Source organism: Streptomyces kunmingensis (genome assembly GCF_039533535.1).
GTDB classification, from domain to species: domain Bacteria; phylum Actinomycetota; class Actinomycetes; order Streptomycetales; family Streptomycetaceae; genus Streptomyces; species Streptomyces kunmingensis.
Genome location: NZ_BAAATS010000007.1, coordinates 139,616 through 156,187 on the forward strand (window position 1 = coordinate 139,616; position 16,572 = coordinate 156,187).

General features: G+C 72.0%; 15 protein-coding genes. 9 read left to right on the top strand and 6 right to left on the bottom strand.

Features of this window, described 5'->3' with window-relative positions; genetic code table 11:
* Positions 1 to 126: 126 nt before the first annotated feature.
* Complete coding sequence (locus ABD366_RS12775) at positions 127 to 1,944, top strand: sugar phosphate isomerase/epimerase and 4-hydroxyphenylpyruvate domain-containing protein (RefSeq protein ID WP_324774170.1); 1,818 nt, start codon at positions 127 to 129, stop codon at positions 1,942 to 1,944.
* Between the two features lie 102 nt (positions 1,945 to 2,046).
* The gene (locus tag ABD366_RS12780; RefSeq protein ID WP_324774172.1) at positions 2,047 to 3,108 is read left to right on the top strand and encodes a PP2C family protein-serine/threonine phosphatase; all 1,062 of its coding nucleotides are present in this window, start codon (positions 2,047 to 2,049) and stop codon (positions 3,106 to 3,108) included.
* A gap of 15 nt (positions 3,109 to 3,123) precedes the next feature.
* On the opposite strand, the gene ABD366_RS12785 is transcribed toward ABD366_RS12780, so the two are convergent.
* A complete protein-coding gene (locus ABD366_RS12785) occupies positions 3,124 to 3,711 on the bottom strand; it encodes a DinB family protein (RefSeq protein ID WP_324774174.1) in 588 nt (195 codons plus the stop codon).
* An 86-nt stretch (positions 3,712 to 3,797) separates the two neighbouring features.
* On the opposite strand from ABD366_RS12785, the gene glsA reads away from it, so the two are divergent.
* Positions 3,798 to 5,591 carry a glutaminase A gene (gene glsA / locus ABD366_RS12790; RefSeq protein WP_324774176.1) on the top strand — a complete coding sequence of 598 codons (1,794 nt, stop codon included), beginning with the start codon at positions 3,798 to 3,800 and terminating at the stop codon, positions 5,589 to 5,591.
* 19 nt (positions 5,592 to 5,610) lie between these two features.
* Here the strand turns inward: glsA and ABD366_RS12795 are convergent, their stop codons facing one another.
* Positions 5,611 to 6,291 (bottom strand): M15 family metallopeptidase, encoded by a 681-nt coding sequence (locus tag ABD366_RS12795; RefSeq protein ID WP_324774178.1) that lies wholly within the window; start codon positions 6,289 to 6,291, stop codon positions 5,611 to 5,613.
* A gap of 132 nt (positions 6,292 to 6,423) precedes the next feature.
* Here ABD366_RS12795 and ABD366_RS12800 point away from each other — a divergent pair, with 132 nt between their 5' ends.
* The 5 genes from ABD366_RS12800 to ABD366_RS12820 all read left to right on the top strand — a co-directional run bounded on the left by ABD366_RS12800 (position 6,424) and on the right by ABD366_RS12820 (position 9,835).
* A complete protein-coding gene (locus ABD366_RS12800; protein WP_324774180.1) occupies positions 6,424 to 6,690 on the top strand; it encodes a hypothetical protein in 267 nt (88 codons plus the stop codon).
* A 73-nt stretch (positions 6,691 to 6,763) separates the two neighbouring features.
* A complete protein-coding gene (locus ABD366_RS12805; RefSeq protein ID WP_324774182.1) occupies positions 6,764 to 7,477 on the top strand; it encodes a hypothetical protein in 714 nt (237 codons plus the stop codon).
* Between the two features lie 20 nt (positions 7,478 to 7,497).
* Positions 7,498 to 8,013: a GNAT family N-acetyltransferase gene (locus tag ABD366_RS12810; RefSeq protein ID WP_324774184.1), complete on the top strand. Its 516-nt coding sequence runs from the start codon at positions 7,498 to 7,500 to the stop codon at positions 8,011 to 8,013.
* A 106-nt stretch (positions 8,014 to 8,119) separates the two neighbouring features.
* Positions 8,120 to 9,313, top strand: coding sequence for a 4-hydroxybenzoate 3-monooxygenase (locus ABD366_RS12815; RefSeq protein WP_324774233.1), 1,194 nt, complete (start codon positions 8,120 to 8,122; stop codon positions 9,311 to 9,313).
* 36 nt (positions 9,314 to 9,349) lie between these two features.
* The gene (locus ABD366_RS12820) at positions 9,350 to 9,835 is read left to right on the top strand and encodes an SRPBCC family protein (RefSeq protein ID WP_324774186.1); all 486 of its coding nucleotides are present in this window, start codon (positions 9,350 to 9,352) and stop codon (positions 9,833 to 9,835) included.
* Between the two features lie 100 nt (positions 9,836 to 9,935).
* Here ABD366_RS12820 and ABD366_RS12825 read toward each other — a convergent pair whose 3' ends face one another.
* From ABD366_RS12825 to ABD366_RS12840, 4 genes are read right to left on the bottom strand one after another with little or no spacing between them, the layout of a single operon-like run.
* Positions 9,936 to 12,299 (bottom strand): beta-xylosidase/alpha-l-arabinosidase, encoded by a 2,364-nt coding sequence (locus ABD366_RS12825; protein WP_324774188.1) that lies wholly within the window; start codon positions 12,297 to 12,299, stop codon positions 9,936 to 9,938.
* A gap of 8 nt (positions 12,300 to 12,307) precedes the next feature.
* Positions 12,308 to 13,159 (bottom strand): carbohydrate ABC transporter permease, encoded by an 852-nt coding sequence (locus ABD366_RS12830; protein WP_324774190.1) that lies wholly within the window; start codon positions 13,157 to 13,159, stop codon positions 12,308 to 12,310.
* Entirely contained in the window at positions 13,156 to 14,058 is a 903-nt protein-coding gene (locus tag ABD366_RS12835) for a carbohydrate ABC transporter permease (protein WP_324774192.1), read from the bottom strand. The genes ABD366_RS12830 and ABD366_RS12835 overlap by 4 nt, the downstream gene beginning before the upstream one ends.
* Positions 14,055 to 15,359, bottom strand: a complete 1,305-nt coding sequence (locus ABD366_RS12840; RefSeq protein WP_324774194.1) for an ABC transporter substrate-binding protein — start codon at positions 15,357 to 15,359, stop codon at positions 14,055 to 14,057. The genes ABD366_RS12835 and ABD366_RS12840 overlap by 4 nt, the downstream gene beginning before the upstream one ends.
* Before the next feature lie 139 nt (positions 15,360 to 15,498).
* Here ABD366_RS12840 and ABD366_RS12845 point away from each other — a divergent pair, with 139 nt between their 5' ends.
* On the top strand, positions 15,499 to 16,527 hold the full coding sequence (locus ABD366_RS12845; RefSeq protein WP_324774196.1) for a LacI family DNA-binding transcriptional regulator: 1,029 nt from the start codon (positions 15,499 to 15,501) through the stop codon (positions 16,525 to 16,527).
* Positions 16,528 to 16,572 lie beyond the last annotated feature (45 nt).

Sequence of the window (16,572 nt, forward strand, 5' to 3'; positions counted from 1 at the left end):
GCCTCCGTCGAGCCGTGGCGGGTAGCGGCTGACCGTGCCCCTCCCGTCGTGCCCGTGGCGGCCGCCGGCCGGCCGCGCCCCTCCCGTCGAGCCCACCCCCTGTCCCCCAATCCGCAGGAGTCCGCCGTGCGTACCTCCATCGCCACCGTCTCGCTCAGCGGGTCGCTCACCGAGAAGCTCACCGCCGCCGCCCGGGCCGGGTTCGACGGCGTCGAGATCTTCGAGAACGACCTGCTCGCCAGCCCTCTCACCCCCGAGGAGATCCGGGGCCTCTGCGCCGACCTGGGCCTGCGCATCGACCTGTACCAGCCGCTGCGCGACCTAGAGGCCGTGCCCGAGGACGTCTTCGCCCGCAACCTGCGCCGCGCCGAGCACAAGTTCCGGGTGGCGCAACGCCTGGGCGCCGACACCGTCCTCGTCTGCTCCAGCGTCTCCCCGGACGCGGTGGACGACGACGCCCTCGCCGCCCGGCAACTACGGCAACTCGCCGAACGAGCCGCCGACTTCGGCATCCGCATCGCCTACGAGGCGCTGGCATGGGGCCGCTACGTCAACACGTACGACCATGCCTGGCGCATCGTCGAGGCCGCCGACCATCCCGCGCTCGGCACCTGCCTCGACAGCTTCCACATCCTCTCCCGCAGCCGCGCCCCCAAGGACCTCGAAGGCATCGCCGACATCCCCGGCGACAAGGTCTTCTACCTCCAGCTCGCCGACGCGCCCCTGCTCGCCATGGACGTCCTGCAGTGGAGCCGCCACTACCGCTGCTTCCCCGGTCAGGGCGACCTCGACGTGGCGGGACTGCTGCGGCAGGTGCTGCGCACCGGCTACGCGGGGCCGCTCTCCCTGGAAGTGTTCAACGACGTGTTCCGTCAGGCCGAGGCCGGGCCCACCGCCGTCGACGCCCTGCGTTCCCTCCTCGTCCTCCAGGAGACCGTCGGCGAGGGCGAGTTGCCACCCGCCGCGGCGCCCACGGGGATCGCGTTCGCCGAACTCGTCACGCCCGACGTCGAACCCGCCGCCGCCCTGCTGACCGCGCTCGGCTTCACCCGCACCGGACGCCACCGCGGCAAACCCGTCGACCTGTGGGAGCAGGGCGCCGCCCGCGTCCTGCTCAACACCGGGCCCGGCGCCCGCCGCGACGGCACCGTCCTGGCCGCCGTGGGCCTGGAGCCCCCCGACCCCGCGGCCGCCGCCCGCCGCGCCGAGGCGCTGCTCGCTCCCGTGCTGCCGCGCCGCCGCTCCACCGGGGACGTCCTGCTCGACGCCGTCGCCGCCCCCGACGGCACCGAACTCTTCTTCTGCGCCACCGACCGGCCCCCACTGCCCAGCTGGACCACCGACTTCGCGCCCACCGCTGAACAGGCCGAGGAAAACGCCCGCATCCTGGGCTTCGACCACCTCGCACTCAGCCAGCCCTGGCACCAGTTCGACGAGGCCGCCCTGTTCCACCGCGGTGTCCTCGGCCTCGACGCCCTGCAGAGCGTCGACGTCGCCGACCCCTACGGCCTGCTCCGCAGCCGCGCCTTCACCAGCTCCGAAGGCGCCGTCCGTATCGCCCTCGCCGTCGGCCCCGCCCCGGGCGACGAGCACGCCCGCGCCCAGCACATCGCCCTCGCCACCGACGACATCGTCGCGGCCGCCCGCCGCTTCCGCGCCGCCGGCGGACACGTGCTGCCCATGCCGGCCAACTACTACGACGACCTGGCGGCCCGCTTCGAGTTCGCGCCGGGCGAGCTGGAGACGTACCAGGAACTCGACATCCTCTACGACCACGACAGCCACGGCGCCTTCCGGCACTGCTACACGCACACCCTGGGCCGCGTCTTCTTCGAACTGACCCAGCGCGTCAGCGGCTACCGCGGGTACGGAGCACAGAACGCACCCGTGCGGCTCACGGCGCAGCACGGGCTCGGGGCGGCGCCACGGACTGCGATCGGGTAACGACATCGCGTCAATCTCATGAGGCACCAAGAAAACACGCATACGCTCATGAACCGACGGAACCGACGGAACCGACTGACGAGACGTCCGGGCGGAGGGCGAATGAGCGGGGCGACGGGCCGTGACGGGTGGGTGCTGCCCGCCCTGCCCTACGGCGTGATGGCGCTCGTGGTCGTCTTCGAACTGGCCACGCCGACGGGGTTCGGCCTGATGCCCCTGATGTCGCTCGGCCCGGCGTTCGCGGGCCTGGTCGGCACCAAACGACGCACCGCCCGGATCGGCGCCCTCGCCGTGCTCCTGTGCCTCCTGCTGGCGGCGTCGGACGGCGCCCTTGGCACGCGCCGCGTCTACATCGCGGTGATGAGCGTCATCGGCGTCACCGCGGCGGGCCTGCTCGCCGTGGCGTCACGGGAGCGCCGCGACGCCGAACTGGCCAGCGTCCGCTCCATCGCGGAGGTCGCCCAGCGCGTGCTGCTGCGGCCCGTGCCGCGCGTCGCCGGCGAACTGCGCGTGGCGGTCTCCTACACCTCGGCCGTCGCCCAGGCACGGATCGGCGGCGACCTGTACGAGGTCGTGGTCGCCGACGGCAGCACGCGCGCCCTCATCGGGGACGTACAGGGCAAGGGCCTGGAGGCCGTGGAGACCGCGGCGCTCGTCCTCGGCGCCTTCCGCGAAGCCGCTCACGACGAACCCGAACTGGCGGGCCTCGGCCGCAGGCTGGCCCGCTCCGTCGACCGGGAACTCGAGGGCGAGAAGTTCGTCAGCGCGCTGCTCGTCGAGGTGCCCGCGGGCGGCCGTGAAGTGACGTTCCTCAACTTCGGGCACCCGGCGCCGCTGATCGTGCGCGCCGACGGCAGCACCCTGTTCCCCGAGCCGCCCGAGTACGCGCTGCCGCTCGGCCTGAGCACGGTCGGCGGGGAGCAGCCGGACCCGTACACCGTCTCCTTCGCGCCCGGCGACCAGATCCTGCTGTACACGGACGGGGTCAGCGAGGCACGGGACGGGGCCGGCGACTTCTACCCGCTGGCGGAGCGCGTCGCCCTGCTCAAGGACCCCGACGCCGAGGCGGCCATCGAGCGGCTGCGCACCGACCTCGTGGACCACGCGACGGGGCCGCTGCACGACGACGCGGCGATGCTGCTGCTCCGCCACCGCGAAGCCTGACCCGGCCCGCCGCCCCTACTTCTCCATGGCCTGCTCGGCCAGGTGCTGGAGCCGGTCGTGGTACTCCCGCCAGTACGCCGGATCGTGCGAGGGCAGGCTGTCGTTGTCCTCGCGCCACCCCGCTGCCCCGTCCAGACCCTCGCGCAGGATGTCGGCGTGCCCGGCGTGCCGCTGGGTCTCACCGAGCACCCGGACCAAGGCGTGGTGGAACGTCACCTCATTGCGGCCCTCCTGCCACCACGGCACCGTGCCGACCGTGTCCGGAGCGACCTCGCGGACCGAGGTGTCGGCGTGGGTCCAGGCCCGCCGGTAGCGCTCCACGATCAGCTCGCGCGTCTCGTCGGCGGTGGCGTACGAGTCCTCCTCCGGATCGCCCAACGGCACGTCGTGCGGCCTGCCGAACGTGACGCACAGATAGCCCAGCTCCACCGCTGTCACATGCTTGACCAGGCCCAGCAGGTTCGTGCCGGTCGGCGTCAGCGGGCGGCGGACGTCGTACTCCGACAGCCCCTCCAGCTTCCACAGCAGGGCGTCGCGGGCCTGCTGCAGATAGAAGAGCAGGTCTTTTTTCTGTTCACTCTCGCTCTGTTCACTCTCGCTCATGCGGGGAGTCTGCACTGCGCGCCCGCCCCGTCCAAGATATTTCGCCAGCGGGTGCACCGCGCCCCCCGATGGGTTTCGATGGCCAAGTGCGACACGAGCAGCGTTCCCCGGCCGATCCCCTCACCGCTCTCCTCGACCGGGTGCGTGTGCGGCTGCGCGACCTCGACGACGGTGAGCCCGCCTCGTACATCCCCGAGCTGAGCCGCGTCGACCCCGATCTGTTCGGGCTGTCCCTGTGCGCCCTGGACGGGCAGGTCTACGGCAGCGGTGACACCAGGGTGCCGTTCACGGTGCAGTCCGTCTCCAAGCCGTTCGTGTTCGCGCTTGCCCTCGCCGACCGGGGTCTGCCCGAGGTCCTCGCGCGGGTCGGCGCCGAGCCCAGCGGCGAGGCCTTCAACTCCATCCGCCTGGAACCCGGCACCGGACGGCCGCCCAACCCGATGGTCAACGCCGGTGCCATCGTGACCAGTTCACTCGTCGCCGGAGACACCCCCGAGGCCCGCTCCACCCGCATCCTCGACGGCCTCGCCGCCTTCGCCGGCCGCCCCCTCGACATCGACGAAGCGGTCTACGCCTCCGAGCGCGCGACCGGCGACCGCAACCGCGCCCTCGCCTACCTCATGCACAACGCGGGCTGGCTCACCGGTGACGTGGAGGAACAGCTCGGCGTCTACTTCCGGCAGTGCTCCGTCCTTGTCACCTGCGACGACCTCGCCGTCATGCACGCGACCCTGGCCGGCGGCGGCGTCAACCCCGTCACGGGCCGGCGCGTCGTCGCCCCGCGCCACGCCCAGCACGTCCTCGCCGTCATGGCGACCTGCGGCATGTACGACGCGTCGGGGCAGTGGATGCTCAAGGTCGGCATGCCCGCCAAGAGCGGTGTGTCCGGCGCGATCGGCGTCGCCCTGCCGGGACAGTTCGGCATCGGCGTCTTCAGCCCGCCCCTGGAGGAGAAGGGCAACAGCGTGCGCGGCATCGCCGCCTGCCACCTCCTGTCCGACCAGTTCGGGCTGCACCTGATGCGGGCCGTCGACCCGCAGCGCCGCCCGCTGCCCCCGCGCTCCCTGCACGGCACCCCGCTGCGTTCCCTGCGGCACCGCCCGCGAGCCCAGCGCGCCGCCCTGGAGGCGCACCCGGACCGGATCCGCGTCCATGTGCTCCAGGGCGACCTGGACTTCGCGACCGCCGAGCAGACCCTGCGCGTCGCCCACGAACTCGCCCCGGACACCGGCTGGTTCGTACTGGACCTGACGCGTGTCGGCCGCGTCGAACCCGTCGCCGCCGATCTGCTGCGCGCCCTCGGCACGGATCTGCGCGGGCGCGGCGCGCGCATGGTGCTCGCCGACCCGGACGCGCGACAGGCGCTGAGCCGCCCCGCCGACGAGTTCCCCGACCTCGGCCGCGCCCTGGAGACCTGCGAGGACGACCTGCTCACCTCGGTCGGACTCGACCCCGACGCCCCCGTCCCCCTGTCCGTCTGCGACCTGTTCGGCCGCGCCGACGAGCGGCTGCGCCCCGCCCTCGCCGAGGCCTTCGACACGCTGCACCTGGCCGCGGGGGAGAGCGTCGAGCCCCCGGCCGCCGCCCGGCTGGGCGACCGCATCGTCCTCTGGTACGTCGAGTCGGGCCGCCTCGCCGTCTGCGCCGACGCCGCCGGAGCGGTCTCCCCGCTGCGGACCTGGTCGGCGGGGCCCGGCGCGGCCCTCACCCCCGCCGACTTCCCCGCCCGGCTCGCCCGGCAGGTCCTCGCCGAACGCGACACGGCGTGCCGCACCCTCACCGCCGCGGCCCTGGCCCGCATGCGGACCCGGGTACCGGAGGCGGTGGCGTTCCTGGAGCGGGCGCCACTGGAGGGCGCGGAGACGGTCCACCGGCCCTGAGGGTCCGGCCACGCACTTCTCAGCGGCCGTTCGCCGAGAAGTGCTGATAGTCCGGGTTCGACCAGCGTGCGCCCCACGGCCAGCCGACATGCCGCATCGCCGTGGTCACCGCGTCGCCGGCGCGCAGCATGCCCGGATCGCGGCGGCGCCGGTCGAGGAACTTGGCCCCCGCCGCCGGATGCACCCGGCCGTGCACATCCACGTACGGGTTCTCCAGGGTGTTGATGTCGACGGCGTCACCGTAGGAGTGCTGCGAGAGCACACCCGGATCGCCCGTCACCCCACGGCAGTTGAACGCGGAGGTGTTGTCGTCGGCCATCGCGGCAGGGTCGCTGCCCTTGTACGCCGCCATGGTCCGCATCCGGCGGACGGGGAACCGCGCCGCGAACGCCTTGCCGAACACGTACACCACGTCACGCACCACCCGCTCGTGCACGACGATCTCGCCGCGCCGCACCCGGCCGTCGAACCCCCAGTGGTCGAGCCGGACCAACCGGAGACGGCCCGGCCCCACAGGGCAGCCGGGATGCCACGTACGACCGAGCTGAGCGGCCGTGACACCACTGACCTGGTAGGTGAAGCGGGGCGCGGGGCCCTGTGCGGCGTGGGCCGGGGCGGGGCCCGCCGGCAGGACGGACACCGAAGCCAGCACCGTGGTGAGCGCGGCCGTGGACAGGAAAAAGCGGAAGCGATGAGGCACCGGGTCAACGTAGAGGCCGCTCTCCGCGAGGCGGCTGTGCAACGCCGGGGACTGCTGCGGACGAGACCGCGCGGGCCCCGCATCCCCGGCGGGCGCGGCCGATTGTCAGTGGCGGCTGCGAGGGTGGAGGGCATGGACGAGGAGGAGTTCATGCGGGGAAGGGTGTACGGCGCGGACCACGAGGACGCGGGACCGCGGCTCGGGCGTACCTACGCACAGTTGCTGGGCGGGCCGCTGGACGGGCTGCTCCTGGACGTCACCGACCGGCCGGCCGAGGAGGCGCGCGGCGTCGTCGCACTCCTGACCGAACTGGGCGCGTTCGGTTCGGGAGGCCGGGCGCTCTACGGGCCCGTGGACGCCGACGGGCGCCGTCTCGCGTGGCAGGGCGATGCGCCGTGAGGGCCGGTGCGTCGTGTCGTCGACGGGAAAAGGGGTCGCGCCGCGGCCCCGGACCGCGACATGATCGACACCCATGACGATGCCGAATCCGGACGCGGTCCGCGCCGCCGCGTACAACAACGCCCGCTGGTGCGCCGCGATGAGCCGCTCGCACGGAGTGGAGGGCGAGTTCGGGCCGCAGGCGTGGACAGCACCGAGGCGCACACCGCTCTACTATCCCGACGCCGTGACCCTGACGCCGCACGCGGACGCCTCGGCGCTGATCGCCCGGATCGACACGACGGCGCCCGGCGCCACCGTGAAGGACAGCTTCGCCGACCTCGACCTCACCCGGCACGGCTTCACCGTACTGTTCGACGCCCAATGGATCCACCGCCCCGCAGGCCCGCCCACTCGGGAACCCGAATCGGCCTGGGACGCCATGCGGGACCCCGCCGCACTGCGGACCTGGGCGCTCGCCTGCTGCGCCGGAGACGAGGACGACGCACACCTCTTCCGGCCCGGACTGCTCGCGGAGCCCGAGGTGTTGCTGGTGGCCGGGCGTGACGCCCGGGGCAGCGTCGTGGCCGGCGCCGTGGCCAGCCCGGGTGACGGCGTGATCGGGATATCCAACGTCTTCGCGAAATCCGGTGACCTCACGGCGGCCTGGCCCGTCGTCCTGGACGCGGCCCACGCCCTGTTCCCGGACGTCCCCCTGGTCGGGTACGAACACGGCGACGCACTGACAGCCGCCTGCGCCCAGGGCTTCACCCCGATCGGCCCGCTCCGCGTCTGGCTGCGCCGGTGAGGGGCGAGGAGATCGCGTCGATGCGCGGGACGTCCTTCCGGCGTGCGACCGCCGAGCAGACGGATGACGTACTGGGTGTCCTCGACGAGGCCGCGGGATGGCTGCGCGCCCGGGGCATCGACCAGTGGCCGGACCGGTTCGAGGCGGAGTGGGTCGCCGACGCCGTCACGCGGGGCGAGACCTGGCTGGTCACGGTGGAGGGCAGGATTGCGGGGACCGTCACGCTGGACCGGTCGGATGCCCTGTGGGCCGACACGGCGGGCGCCGCCGCGTACGTGCACCGGATGGCGGTGCGCCGCCGGGTCCCGGGCCTGGGCGCCGTGATCCTCGACTGGGCCGCACGGACCGCGCGGGCCGACGGAGCGACGGCGCTGCGGCTGGACTGCGTGCGGTCCAACGGGAGACTGCGCACCTATTACGAGGAGAGGGGTTTCGTGCACCGCGGGGACGTGACGGTGGGCGGCGCCCCCGGACAGCGCGAGGGAGACGGCCCCGTCACGTGGGTGAGCCGGTACGAGCGCATCCTCGTGCCCTGACCCCCGCGGACCCGCTTCCGATCCGGCTCCGCCCCGCTGTGGACCCGGCGGCGGGCGTCGTCATAATGGCCGCGTGACCTCCCCCCAGTACCCCAACTCCTCCTCCATGAGCCGCGTTCCGGTCGTGATCGTCGGTGCCGGTCCGGCCGGGCTCACCGTGGGCAATGTCCTCCGGGCCGCGGGGATCGGCTGTGTGGTCCTGGAATGCGAGACCCGTGCGTTCATCGAACGGCGTCCGCGTGCCGGCGTCATCGAGGAGTGGGCCGTGCGCGGCCTCGAACAGCGGGGTCTCGCGGCCAACCTGCTCGCGCGCGCCGGACGGCACACCGCGTGCGAGTTCCGCTTCGAGGGGGAGCAACACCGGTTCGACTACGCCGAGCTGACGGGTCGTCACCACTACGTGTACCCGCAACCGCTCCTGGTGGCCGACCTGGTGCACGAGTATGCCGACGTGCGCGGCGGGGACATCCGGTTCGCCGTCCGCGACGTACAGCTGCACGACGTGGAGACGGATCACCCGTCGGTCACCTACACCTGCCCCGACTCCGGGCAACGGCAGGTGCTGAACTGCGACTTCATAGCGGGGTGCGACGGAGCACGCGGGGCCGGGCGGGCCGCGCTGCCCGCCGACCGCGTCCGTGTCGCCCGGCACGACTACGGCATCGGCTGGCTGGCGCTGCTCGCCGAGGCGCCGCCGTCCGCGGACTGCGTCCTGTTCGGCATTCACCCCGACGGGTTCGCCGGACACATGCCCCGCAGCCCGGACGTCACCCGCTACTACCTCCAGTGCCCGCCCGGCGACGACCCGGACAGTTGGTCGCACGACCGGGTGTGGGAGCAGCTGCACCGGCGTCTCGCGGCGACCGGCGCCGCGCCGCTGACGGAAGGCCCGATCATCGAGAAGCGGGTCCTGGACATGCATGACTACGTCGTCGAACCGATGCGGCACGGGCGGCTGTTCCTGGCCGGAGACGCCGCCCACCTGGTCGCCCCGATCGCCGCCAAGGGCATGAACCTCGCCCTGCACGACGCCTTCCTCCTCGGCGACGCCCTCACCGCCCGCCTCCATGAACTCCCGGACGGCGAAACGAAGTTGGCTGAGTATTCGCAAGCCTCCTTGCGCCGGGTGTGGGACTACCAGGAGTTCTCGCAGTGGCTCTCCGAGGTCTACCACGGGCCCGCTACCGGCGACCCGTTCCGCACGGGCACCACCCTCGCCAGGCTGCGCCGCCTGTTCACCTCGCCGAACGCCGCGGCCGCCTTCGCCGAGCAGTACCTGGGCACCGCCGAACGCTACTGACACGACGCCCGGCGGGCCGGAGGCTAGCGTGGCGCCATGTATGAGACGCGGATGTCCCAGCACGTGAACTCCTCGCCCGGCGCCGTCTGCCGCGCACTCCTCGACGCCGACGCGGTCGCCCGGTGGCGGGTGCCGGCCGGGATGCGGGGCCGGGTCCACGAGTTCGAGGCGCGCGAGGGCGGCAGGTTCCGTGTCTCGCTCACCTACGACTCGCCCACGGCCACCGGTAAATCCGGCGCGCACACCGACACGTACCAAGGCCGATTCGTCCGGCTGGTCCCCGACGAGCGGGTCGTCGAGGAGTTCGCGTTCGAGACCGACGACCCCGCCCTGCGCGGCACGATGACGATCACCACCACGCTCGCCCCGGCCGACGGCGGCACCGATGTCCTCCTCGTGCACGAGGGCGTCCCGGACGTGGTGTCCGCCGCCGACAACGAGACGGGCACCCGCATGGCCCTGGAGAACCTGGCCCGGCTCGTCGAGGACACCGAGGCCGGCGCGAAGCCCTCGACGCCGTGACCGCGAAACACTTTCGTAGGTCCGGCCGCCCCTGACCGGCGGCCGGACCTACGGCGCAGCGGCCGAACCAACGGCATGGCGACCGGACCCACGGCTCGGATCAGGCGTCCGGTACCGCTACCGGCTCCGTCGTCACCCGCGCGTGCAGCCGGCGTTCGTGGTCGACCTCGCGGACGGCCCCGGTGAGCGTGACGTGCGCGGTCAGCAGCGGGCGGGTGCTCGACGCGCCGAGGCGCAGCTCCAGGTCGCCGGGTTCGACGATCCGCCGGCCCGCACGCCCGGTGAACGAGGCCAGCTCGGCCGGGACCCGCGCCCGGACCCGGACCGCCTCGCCCGGCGCCAGTTCGGCGAGGCGCACATAGCCGATGAGCCGCTGGACGGGCTGCACCACCGAGGCGACCGGATCGTGCAGATAGAGCTGCACGATCTCGGTACCGGGCCGCGACCCGGTGTTGCGGACCGTGCAGGCGACCTCGAACTCGCCGTCGGTGGACGCCACTTGCTCGGCCACCTCGAGGTCGCTCCACGAGAACGTCGTATAGGCCAGACCGTGCCCGAAACCGAACTCCGGGCCCGGATCGAGGTTCGACACCTCGGAGGCGTGCCCGAGGCGCGCCGCGAGATAGGTCGCGGGCTGCGCTCCGGCCTGCCGCGGCACGCCGACCGGCAGCCGCCCCGACGGACGCACGCGACCGCTGAGTACGCCGGCCAGCGCACGCGTGCCCTCCTCGCCGGGGAAGAAGGTCTGCACGATGGCCGCCGTCTCGCTCGTCGCCCGGCCCAGGGCGTAGGGGCGGCCGGCGAGCAGCGTCAGGACGACGGGCGTCCCCGTGTCCAGGAGTGCGTCGAGCAGCTCCTGCTGGGCGCCGGGCAGATCGAGGGACGCGGCGTCGCAGCCTTCGCCGCTGGTGCCACGGCCGAACAGGCCGGCCCGGTCGCCGAGCGCGGCGATGACCACATCGGCGTCGCGGGCCAGCTCGACGGCCGCGGCGAAACCGTCGCCGCGCTCCGCGTCCACCTCGTCGAGCCCGCGCGCCGTGACGATCTCGCTGCCGGGGAACTCCGCCGCCAACGCCTCGCGCAGCGTGGGCAGTTCGATGCCGAGCGGGGTGTCGGGCGTGCGGCTGCCGACGTGGACGGGGAAGGAGTAGCAGCCGAGGACGGCCGTCGGTACGTCCGCGAGCGGGCCGATGACGGCGACGCGGGTGGGCGGGTTCGGTGCGAGGGGGAGCGTGCCGTCGTTGGCCAGGAGCACCACGGACTCCTCGGCGACGCGGCGGGCCAGGTCGCGGTTGCCCGCGGGGTCCAGGTCGACCGTGCCCCGCGCCCGCTCGGGGTCGATGCCCGCGAGGGCGGCGGGCGCCGGGTCCCAGTCCGGGTCCAGCAGGCCCAGCTCGGCCTTCTGCGCGAGGACCCGGCGGGCGGCGCGGTCCACCAGATGCTCCGGCACGATCCCGTCGGCGATCGCCTTGCGCAGCGGCTCACCGAAAGTTTTCACCGTGGGCAGCTCCACGTCCACGCCGGCCGCGAGCGCGGCACCGGCCGCTTCGCCGGGCGAACCGGCCACCCCGTGCAGCGTCTGGAGGAACGCGATGCCGAAGTAGTCGGCGACCACGGTTCCCGCGAAGCCCCACGTGTCGCGGAGCAGTCCGGTCAGGAGCTGTTCGTCGGCGGCGGACGGGATGCCGTCGGTGTCCGTGTAGGCGTGCATCACGGACCGTACGCCGCTCTCCCGCACCGCCATCTCGAACGGGGCGAGCACCACGTCCGCGAACTCGCGCGGCCCCATGGAGACCGGGGCGAGGTTGCGTCCGGCCCGGGACGCGGAGTATCCGGCGAAGTGTTTGAGCGTGGCGACGACCCCGGCGGACTCCAGACCCTGGATGTAGGCGGTGGCGACCGTGCCGACGAGGTAGGGGTCCTCGCCGATCGTCTCCTCGACCCGGCCCCAGCGTGCGTCGCGTACGACGTCGAGGACCGGGGCGAGTCCCTGGTGGACGCCGACCGCGCGCAGGTCGTGGCCGATCGCCGCGGCCATCTCGCGGACCAGGGCGGGGTCGAACGTGGCGCCCCAGGACAGGGGCACCGGATACGCGGTGGCGCCCCAGGCGGCGAACCCGGCCAGGCACTCCTCGTGCGCGAGGGCGGGGATGCCGAACCGGTTCGCCGCGGCGATGCGGCGTTGCGTGCGGGCCAGGGAGAGGGCGCCGAGGGCCGGGTCCACGGGCGCGGTCCCGAACGGCCGGGTCAGCTGGCCGAGCCCGTGCGGGAGCAGCTCGTCGAGGTCGACGGCCTCCTCCATGTCGTGCTGGTACGGGGCGACGTCACCGCCCTCGGCGGAGGCCCCCACCCAGACACCGAAGAGCTGGGCGATCTTCTCCTCGAGGGACATCTCGGCGAGCAGCGCTTCGGCCCGGTCCGCGGGCGTGGCGGTCGGGTCGCGCCACAACGGGGTGGTGCTCATGTGGTCGGTCACTTTCCTCCGACTCCCATCAGCCCCTGGACCAGGGCGCGACGGGCGAACAGGTAGACGATCAGGATGGGGAGCATGGACAGCACGACCGCGGAGAGCAGGCCCGGGATGTCGACGCCGTGTTCGGTCTGGAAGTCGTAGAGACCCATGGTGATGACCTTGGAGTCCGCGGACTGCGTGAGGACCAGCGGGAAGAGGAAGCCGTTCCACGCCTGGAGCGCGGAGTACACGGTGATGGTCGACAGACCGCTGCGGGACAGCGGCAGTACGAGGCGGAAGAAGATCCGCCACGGTGACGCGCCGTCCATCGTCATCGCCTCGTACAGCTCGGGCGTGATGTCGCGCATGGCCCCGGTCAGGATGAGGGTGCACACGGGCATGGCGAAGGCGGCCGTCGGCAGGATGACACCGATGAGGTGGTCGTATAGGCCCGCCTCGCTGATCACGTAGAACATCGGCACGATGACGGCCTGCGCGGGGATCGCGAGGCCCAGCAGGAACAGCCGGAAGACCCCGCCGGTGAGCCGGCCGCTGCCGCGCACGATGGCGTAGGAGAGCGGCGGCACGAGCAGCAGGACGATGCCGACCACGCAGACCGTGACGAGGAGGGTGTTGAGGAAGTACTGCCCGAAACCGCTGTTGAAGTTGTTGATGTAGTTGTCGAGCGTGAAGTGGCGCGGCAGGGACAGCGGTCCGTTGCCGCCGTAGTCGGAGCGCGACTGGAACGTGGCCACCAGCATCACGTACAGCGGCAGTCCGACCAGGAACAGCCAGACCAGCGAGCCGAGTCCGGCTAGGTAGTTGGGCCGCTCCCGGCGGCGGGCGGCGCTCCCCGTCCTGGTGTTGCTCACAGGCCCTCCATCTGGCTGCGCATCTTGTCGTAGCCGGACAGCCGCACCATGACGAGCGAGACGATCGTGGCGACCAGGACCAGGAGGAGACCGACCGCGGAGGCCGAACCGTAGTCGAAGCTCTTGAACGCCTTTTGGTACATGTAGTACGCGCTGATGGTGGTGTCCGTGCCGGGTCCGCCCTGGGTGAGGATGAGGACCGTGTCGAACGTGGTGAGGCCGCCCACCACCATCAGGATTCCCGAGGTGATGATGCTGTTGCGCAGCTGCGGCAGGGTGATGTGGAAGAACTGGCGCACCGTGCCCGCGCCGTCGATCTGCGCCGCCTGGTAGAGGACCGGCGGTATGGCGCGGGCGGCGCCCTGGTAGATCAGCGTGTGCAGCGGGGTGAACTGCCAGGTGCTGACGAAGACGAGGACGCCGATCGCGGTGGACTGGTGCCCGAAGAGGTTGCCGTCGCCGAACAGCCACGTGGCCTGGGCCGGTACGCCGAAGTTCGGGTCGAGGACGGCGCGCCACAGGACGGACACGGCGGCCGCCGAAAGCAGCAGGGGCACGAAGTAGATCGCGGACAGAACGGCCCGGTTGCGCTGGTGCCCGGCGGCCCAGACGCCGAGAAGCAGACTGAGCGGCGTCTGAACGGCGACACCGAGCACGGTCAGCAGGACGCTCAGCCACAGGCTCTCGAGCATCACGGGATCGGCGAAGATCTTGCGCCAGTTGTCGAGGCCGACGAACTCCGGGTCCGTCAGTCCGTTCCAGCTGGCGAACGACAGGACGGCGACCAGGAGCAGCGGTACGAGGGCGAAGAGGCCGAAGAAGAGCGCGGCGGGGACCGCCCAGCCGACGCCGGGACGGCCCACTCCGCTCGCGGAGGCGCGAATGTGCGTGTCGGTCATGACGTCGGCAGGGCCTGCATCGCCTTGACGAAGCCGTCCTCGTCCAGCTGGCCGTTGAAGAACTGCTGGACGGCCTGGTACATGGAGGTCGCCGCGGACTGCGGGTAGGCCTGGTCCCACGACAGCTGGAAGGCGGGGGCCTTCTTCACCAGGTCGTACTGGAACTTCGCGTAGTCGGGGCTCGCGGCCTCGTCGAGGTGGTCGGCCGTGTTCGTCGTGGTGGGCAGGTTGCCGATGCCCAGATGCGCCTTCACGAACGTGTCCGAGTACTGCATCTTCAGGAACTCCGCGACGGCGTCCGGGTTCTTCGTCTTCTTGAGGACGGAGTAGAAGTTGTTGGTGTTGCCGACGAGGTCGCCCGGGTCGCCCTTGCCGCCCGTGACCGTCGGGAACGCGGTGTACCCGAAGTCCTTCTTCGCGAAGTCCGGGTGTGCCTCCTGCTGGGTCGAGTACTCCCACGAGCCCATCAGCTCGAACCCGGCCTTGCCGGTGGCCAGCAGGGTCGGCGAGCCCTGGTCGGTGAACTTCACGGAGTCGTAGTTGGAGCCGAACGCCCCGGCGTCGACCAGCTCCCGGATCATGCCGAGCGCCTTCTTGCTGTCGGCGCTCTCCCAGACCGCCTTGTCACCCTTGACCGCCTTCTGGAACAGGTCGGGGCCGGCGATCCGGTCGTAGAGGTACTCGAACCACATGAGGGTCGGCCACCGGTCGCCGCCGCCGAGCGCGATCGGCGTGACGCCCTCGGACTTGAGCGCCTTGACCGCGGCCAGCAGCTCGTTCCACGTCGTGGGCGGCTCGACACCCGCCTTGTCGAGGACCTTCTTGTTGTGGAAGAGCAGCACCGGCTGGGTGCCGCGCATCGGGACGCCGTACGGCTTTCCGTCGACCAGGGCGCTGTTGAACACGGACGGCAGGAAGTTCGACTTCAGCCCCGGGTCCTTGGCGATGAAGTCGTCCAGGGGAAGCAGCAGACCCGCGTCGACGAACGGTTTGATGCTGCCGCCGCCCCAGTTGTAGAAGACGTCCGGGGCCTGCTTGCTGCTGATGATGGTCTGCAGCTTGGCCTGGTAATCGGCGCCCGGGATGGTGTCCAGGACCGCCTTGACCTTCGACTTCTTGTTGAAGTCGGCGATCAGCTGCTTCTCCACCTTGTTCGCCGAGTCCCCGTACACCAGGACGTGGATCTTCCCGTCGTCACCGCCGGCCGAGTCGGAGCCGCCGCAGCCGGCGAGGGTGATCAGCAGGGTCAGTGCCGCCCCGCCGGCGGCGACAGATCTGGGCAACCGTGCGCGTGCAGTCATGGTCTCGCCTCTCGAAACTCTTTCGGTCCAGGTACCGAAAGTTCATAGGCCGGGACGCTAGGTGGAGCCCAGGTAGGGGTCAACCCCGAGTCGCCGAGTTACCAAAGCGTTACGAGGCGGGGGTACTTGGTGGTGCCTTATGCTCCTCAACATGCGAGATGACGAGGAGCTGGGCCGCATCACCCTGGCGCAGGTGGCCCAGGAGGCGGGGGTCTCCATTTCGACAGTTTCGAAAGTGCTCAACGGGCGCCAGGACGTCGCGGGGCAGACCCGTGTCCGGGTGGAGCGCCTTCTCGAGGAGCACGCCTACCGGCGCACGACCCGGGCCGCCCGCGAGGCACCGCTCATCGAGCTGGTCTTCCACGAACTGGAGAGCGTCTGGGCGCTCGAGCTGATCCGGGGCGTGGAGAAGGTCGCCAAGGCCCATCAGGCCAGCGTGGTGCTGACCGAGAGCGGCACGCGCCAGGCGCCGGGCCCCGAGTGGATCGAGGGCGTGCTGCAGCGCCGGCCGCGCGGCGTGGTCCTGGTCTTCTCGGCGCTGCCCACCGAGGTCAAGCAGCGGCTGCGCTCGCGCTCCATCCCGTTCGTCATCATCGACCCGGCCGGGGACCCCGACCCCGACGTGCCCTCGGTCGGCTCGGCCAACTGGAACGGCGGCCTGGTCGCCACCCGCCACCTGATCGAACTCGGGCACCGGCGGATCGGCATCATCACGGGCCCGGGCGACATGCTCTGCTCGCTGGCCCGCCTCGACGGCTACCGCTCGGCGATGAGCATGGCCGGACTCCCGGCCGACCCCGATCTCGTACGGTACGGCGACTTCCACGTCGAGGGCGGCCGCGAGCGCGCGGAGGACCTGCTCGACCTGCCCGAACCGCCGACCGCGATCTTCGCCGGCAGCGACCTCCAGGCGCTCGGCACCCTGGAGGCCGCGCGCCTGCGCGGACTGCGCGTCCCCGAGGACCTGTCCGTGGTCGGCTACGACGACGTGCCCCTGGCCCAGTGGTCGAGCCCCGCCCTCACGACGGTGCACCAGCCGCTGCGGCAGATGGCCGAGGAAGCGGTGCAGATGCTCATGCGGCTACGGGTGCGGGAACCGGTGACGACGCGGCTCGAACTGGCGACGAGCCTGGTCGTCCGGCAGAGCACGGCCACACCGGCGGCCTAGACGGCGTACGCGGGACGTACGCGGGACGCCCGGGTGTTCGTGCGG

Bases quoted from the DNA above. Each gene is read 5' to 3' on its own strand.
- ABD366_RS12780 (WP_324774172.1), top strand. From the start codon at position 2,047: ATGAGCGGGGCGACGGGCCGTGACGGGTGGGTGCTGCCCGCCCTGCCC.
- ABD366_RS12785 (WP_324774174.1), bottom strand. From the start codon at position 3,711: ATGAGCGAGAGTGAACAGAGCGAGAGTGAACAGAAAAAAGACCTGCTC.
- ABD366_RS12800 (WP_324774180.1), top strand. From the start codon at position 6,424: ATGGACGAGGAGGAGTTCATGCGGGGAAGGGTGTACGGCGCGGACCAC.
- ABD366_RS12805 (WP_324774182.1), top strand. From the start codon at position 6,764: ATGACGATGCCGAATCCGGACGCGGTCCGCGCCGCCGCGTACAACAAC.
- ABD366_RS12810 (WP_324774184.1), top strand. From the start codon at position 7,498: ATGCGCGGGACGTCCTTCCGGCGTGCGACCGCCGAGCAGACGGATGAC.
- ABD366_RS12815 (WP_324774233.1), top strand. From the start codon at position 8,120: ATGAGCCGCGTTCCGGTCGTGATCGTCGGTGCCGGTCCGGCCGGGCTC.
- ABD366_RS12820 (WP_324774186.1), top strand. From the start codon at position 9,350: ATGTATGAGACGCGGATGTCCCAGCACGTGAACTCCTCGCCCGGCGCC.
- ABD366_RS12825 (WP_324774188.1), bottom strand. From the start codon at position 12,299: ATGAGCACCACCCCGTTGTGGCGCGACCCGACCGCCACGCCCGCGGAC.
- ABD366_RS12835 (WP_324774192.1), bottom strand. From the start codon at position 14,058: ATGACCGACACGCACATTCGCGCCTCCGCGAGCGGAGTGGGCCGTCCC.
- ABD366_RS12840 (WP_324774194.1), bottom strand. From the start codon at position 15,359: ATGACTGCACGCGCACGGTTGCCCAGATCTGTCGCCGCCGGCGGGGCG.
- ABD366_RS12845 (WP_324774196.1), top strand. From the start codon at position 15,499: ATGCTCCTCAACATGCGAGATGACGAGGAGCTGGGCCGCATCACCCTG.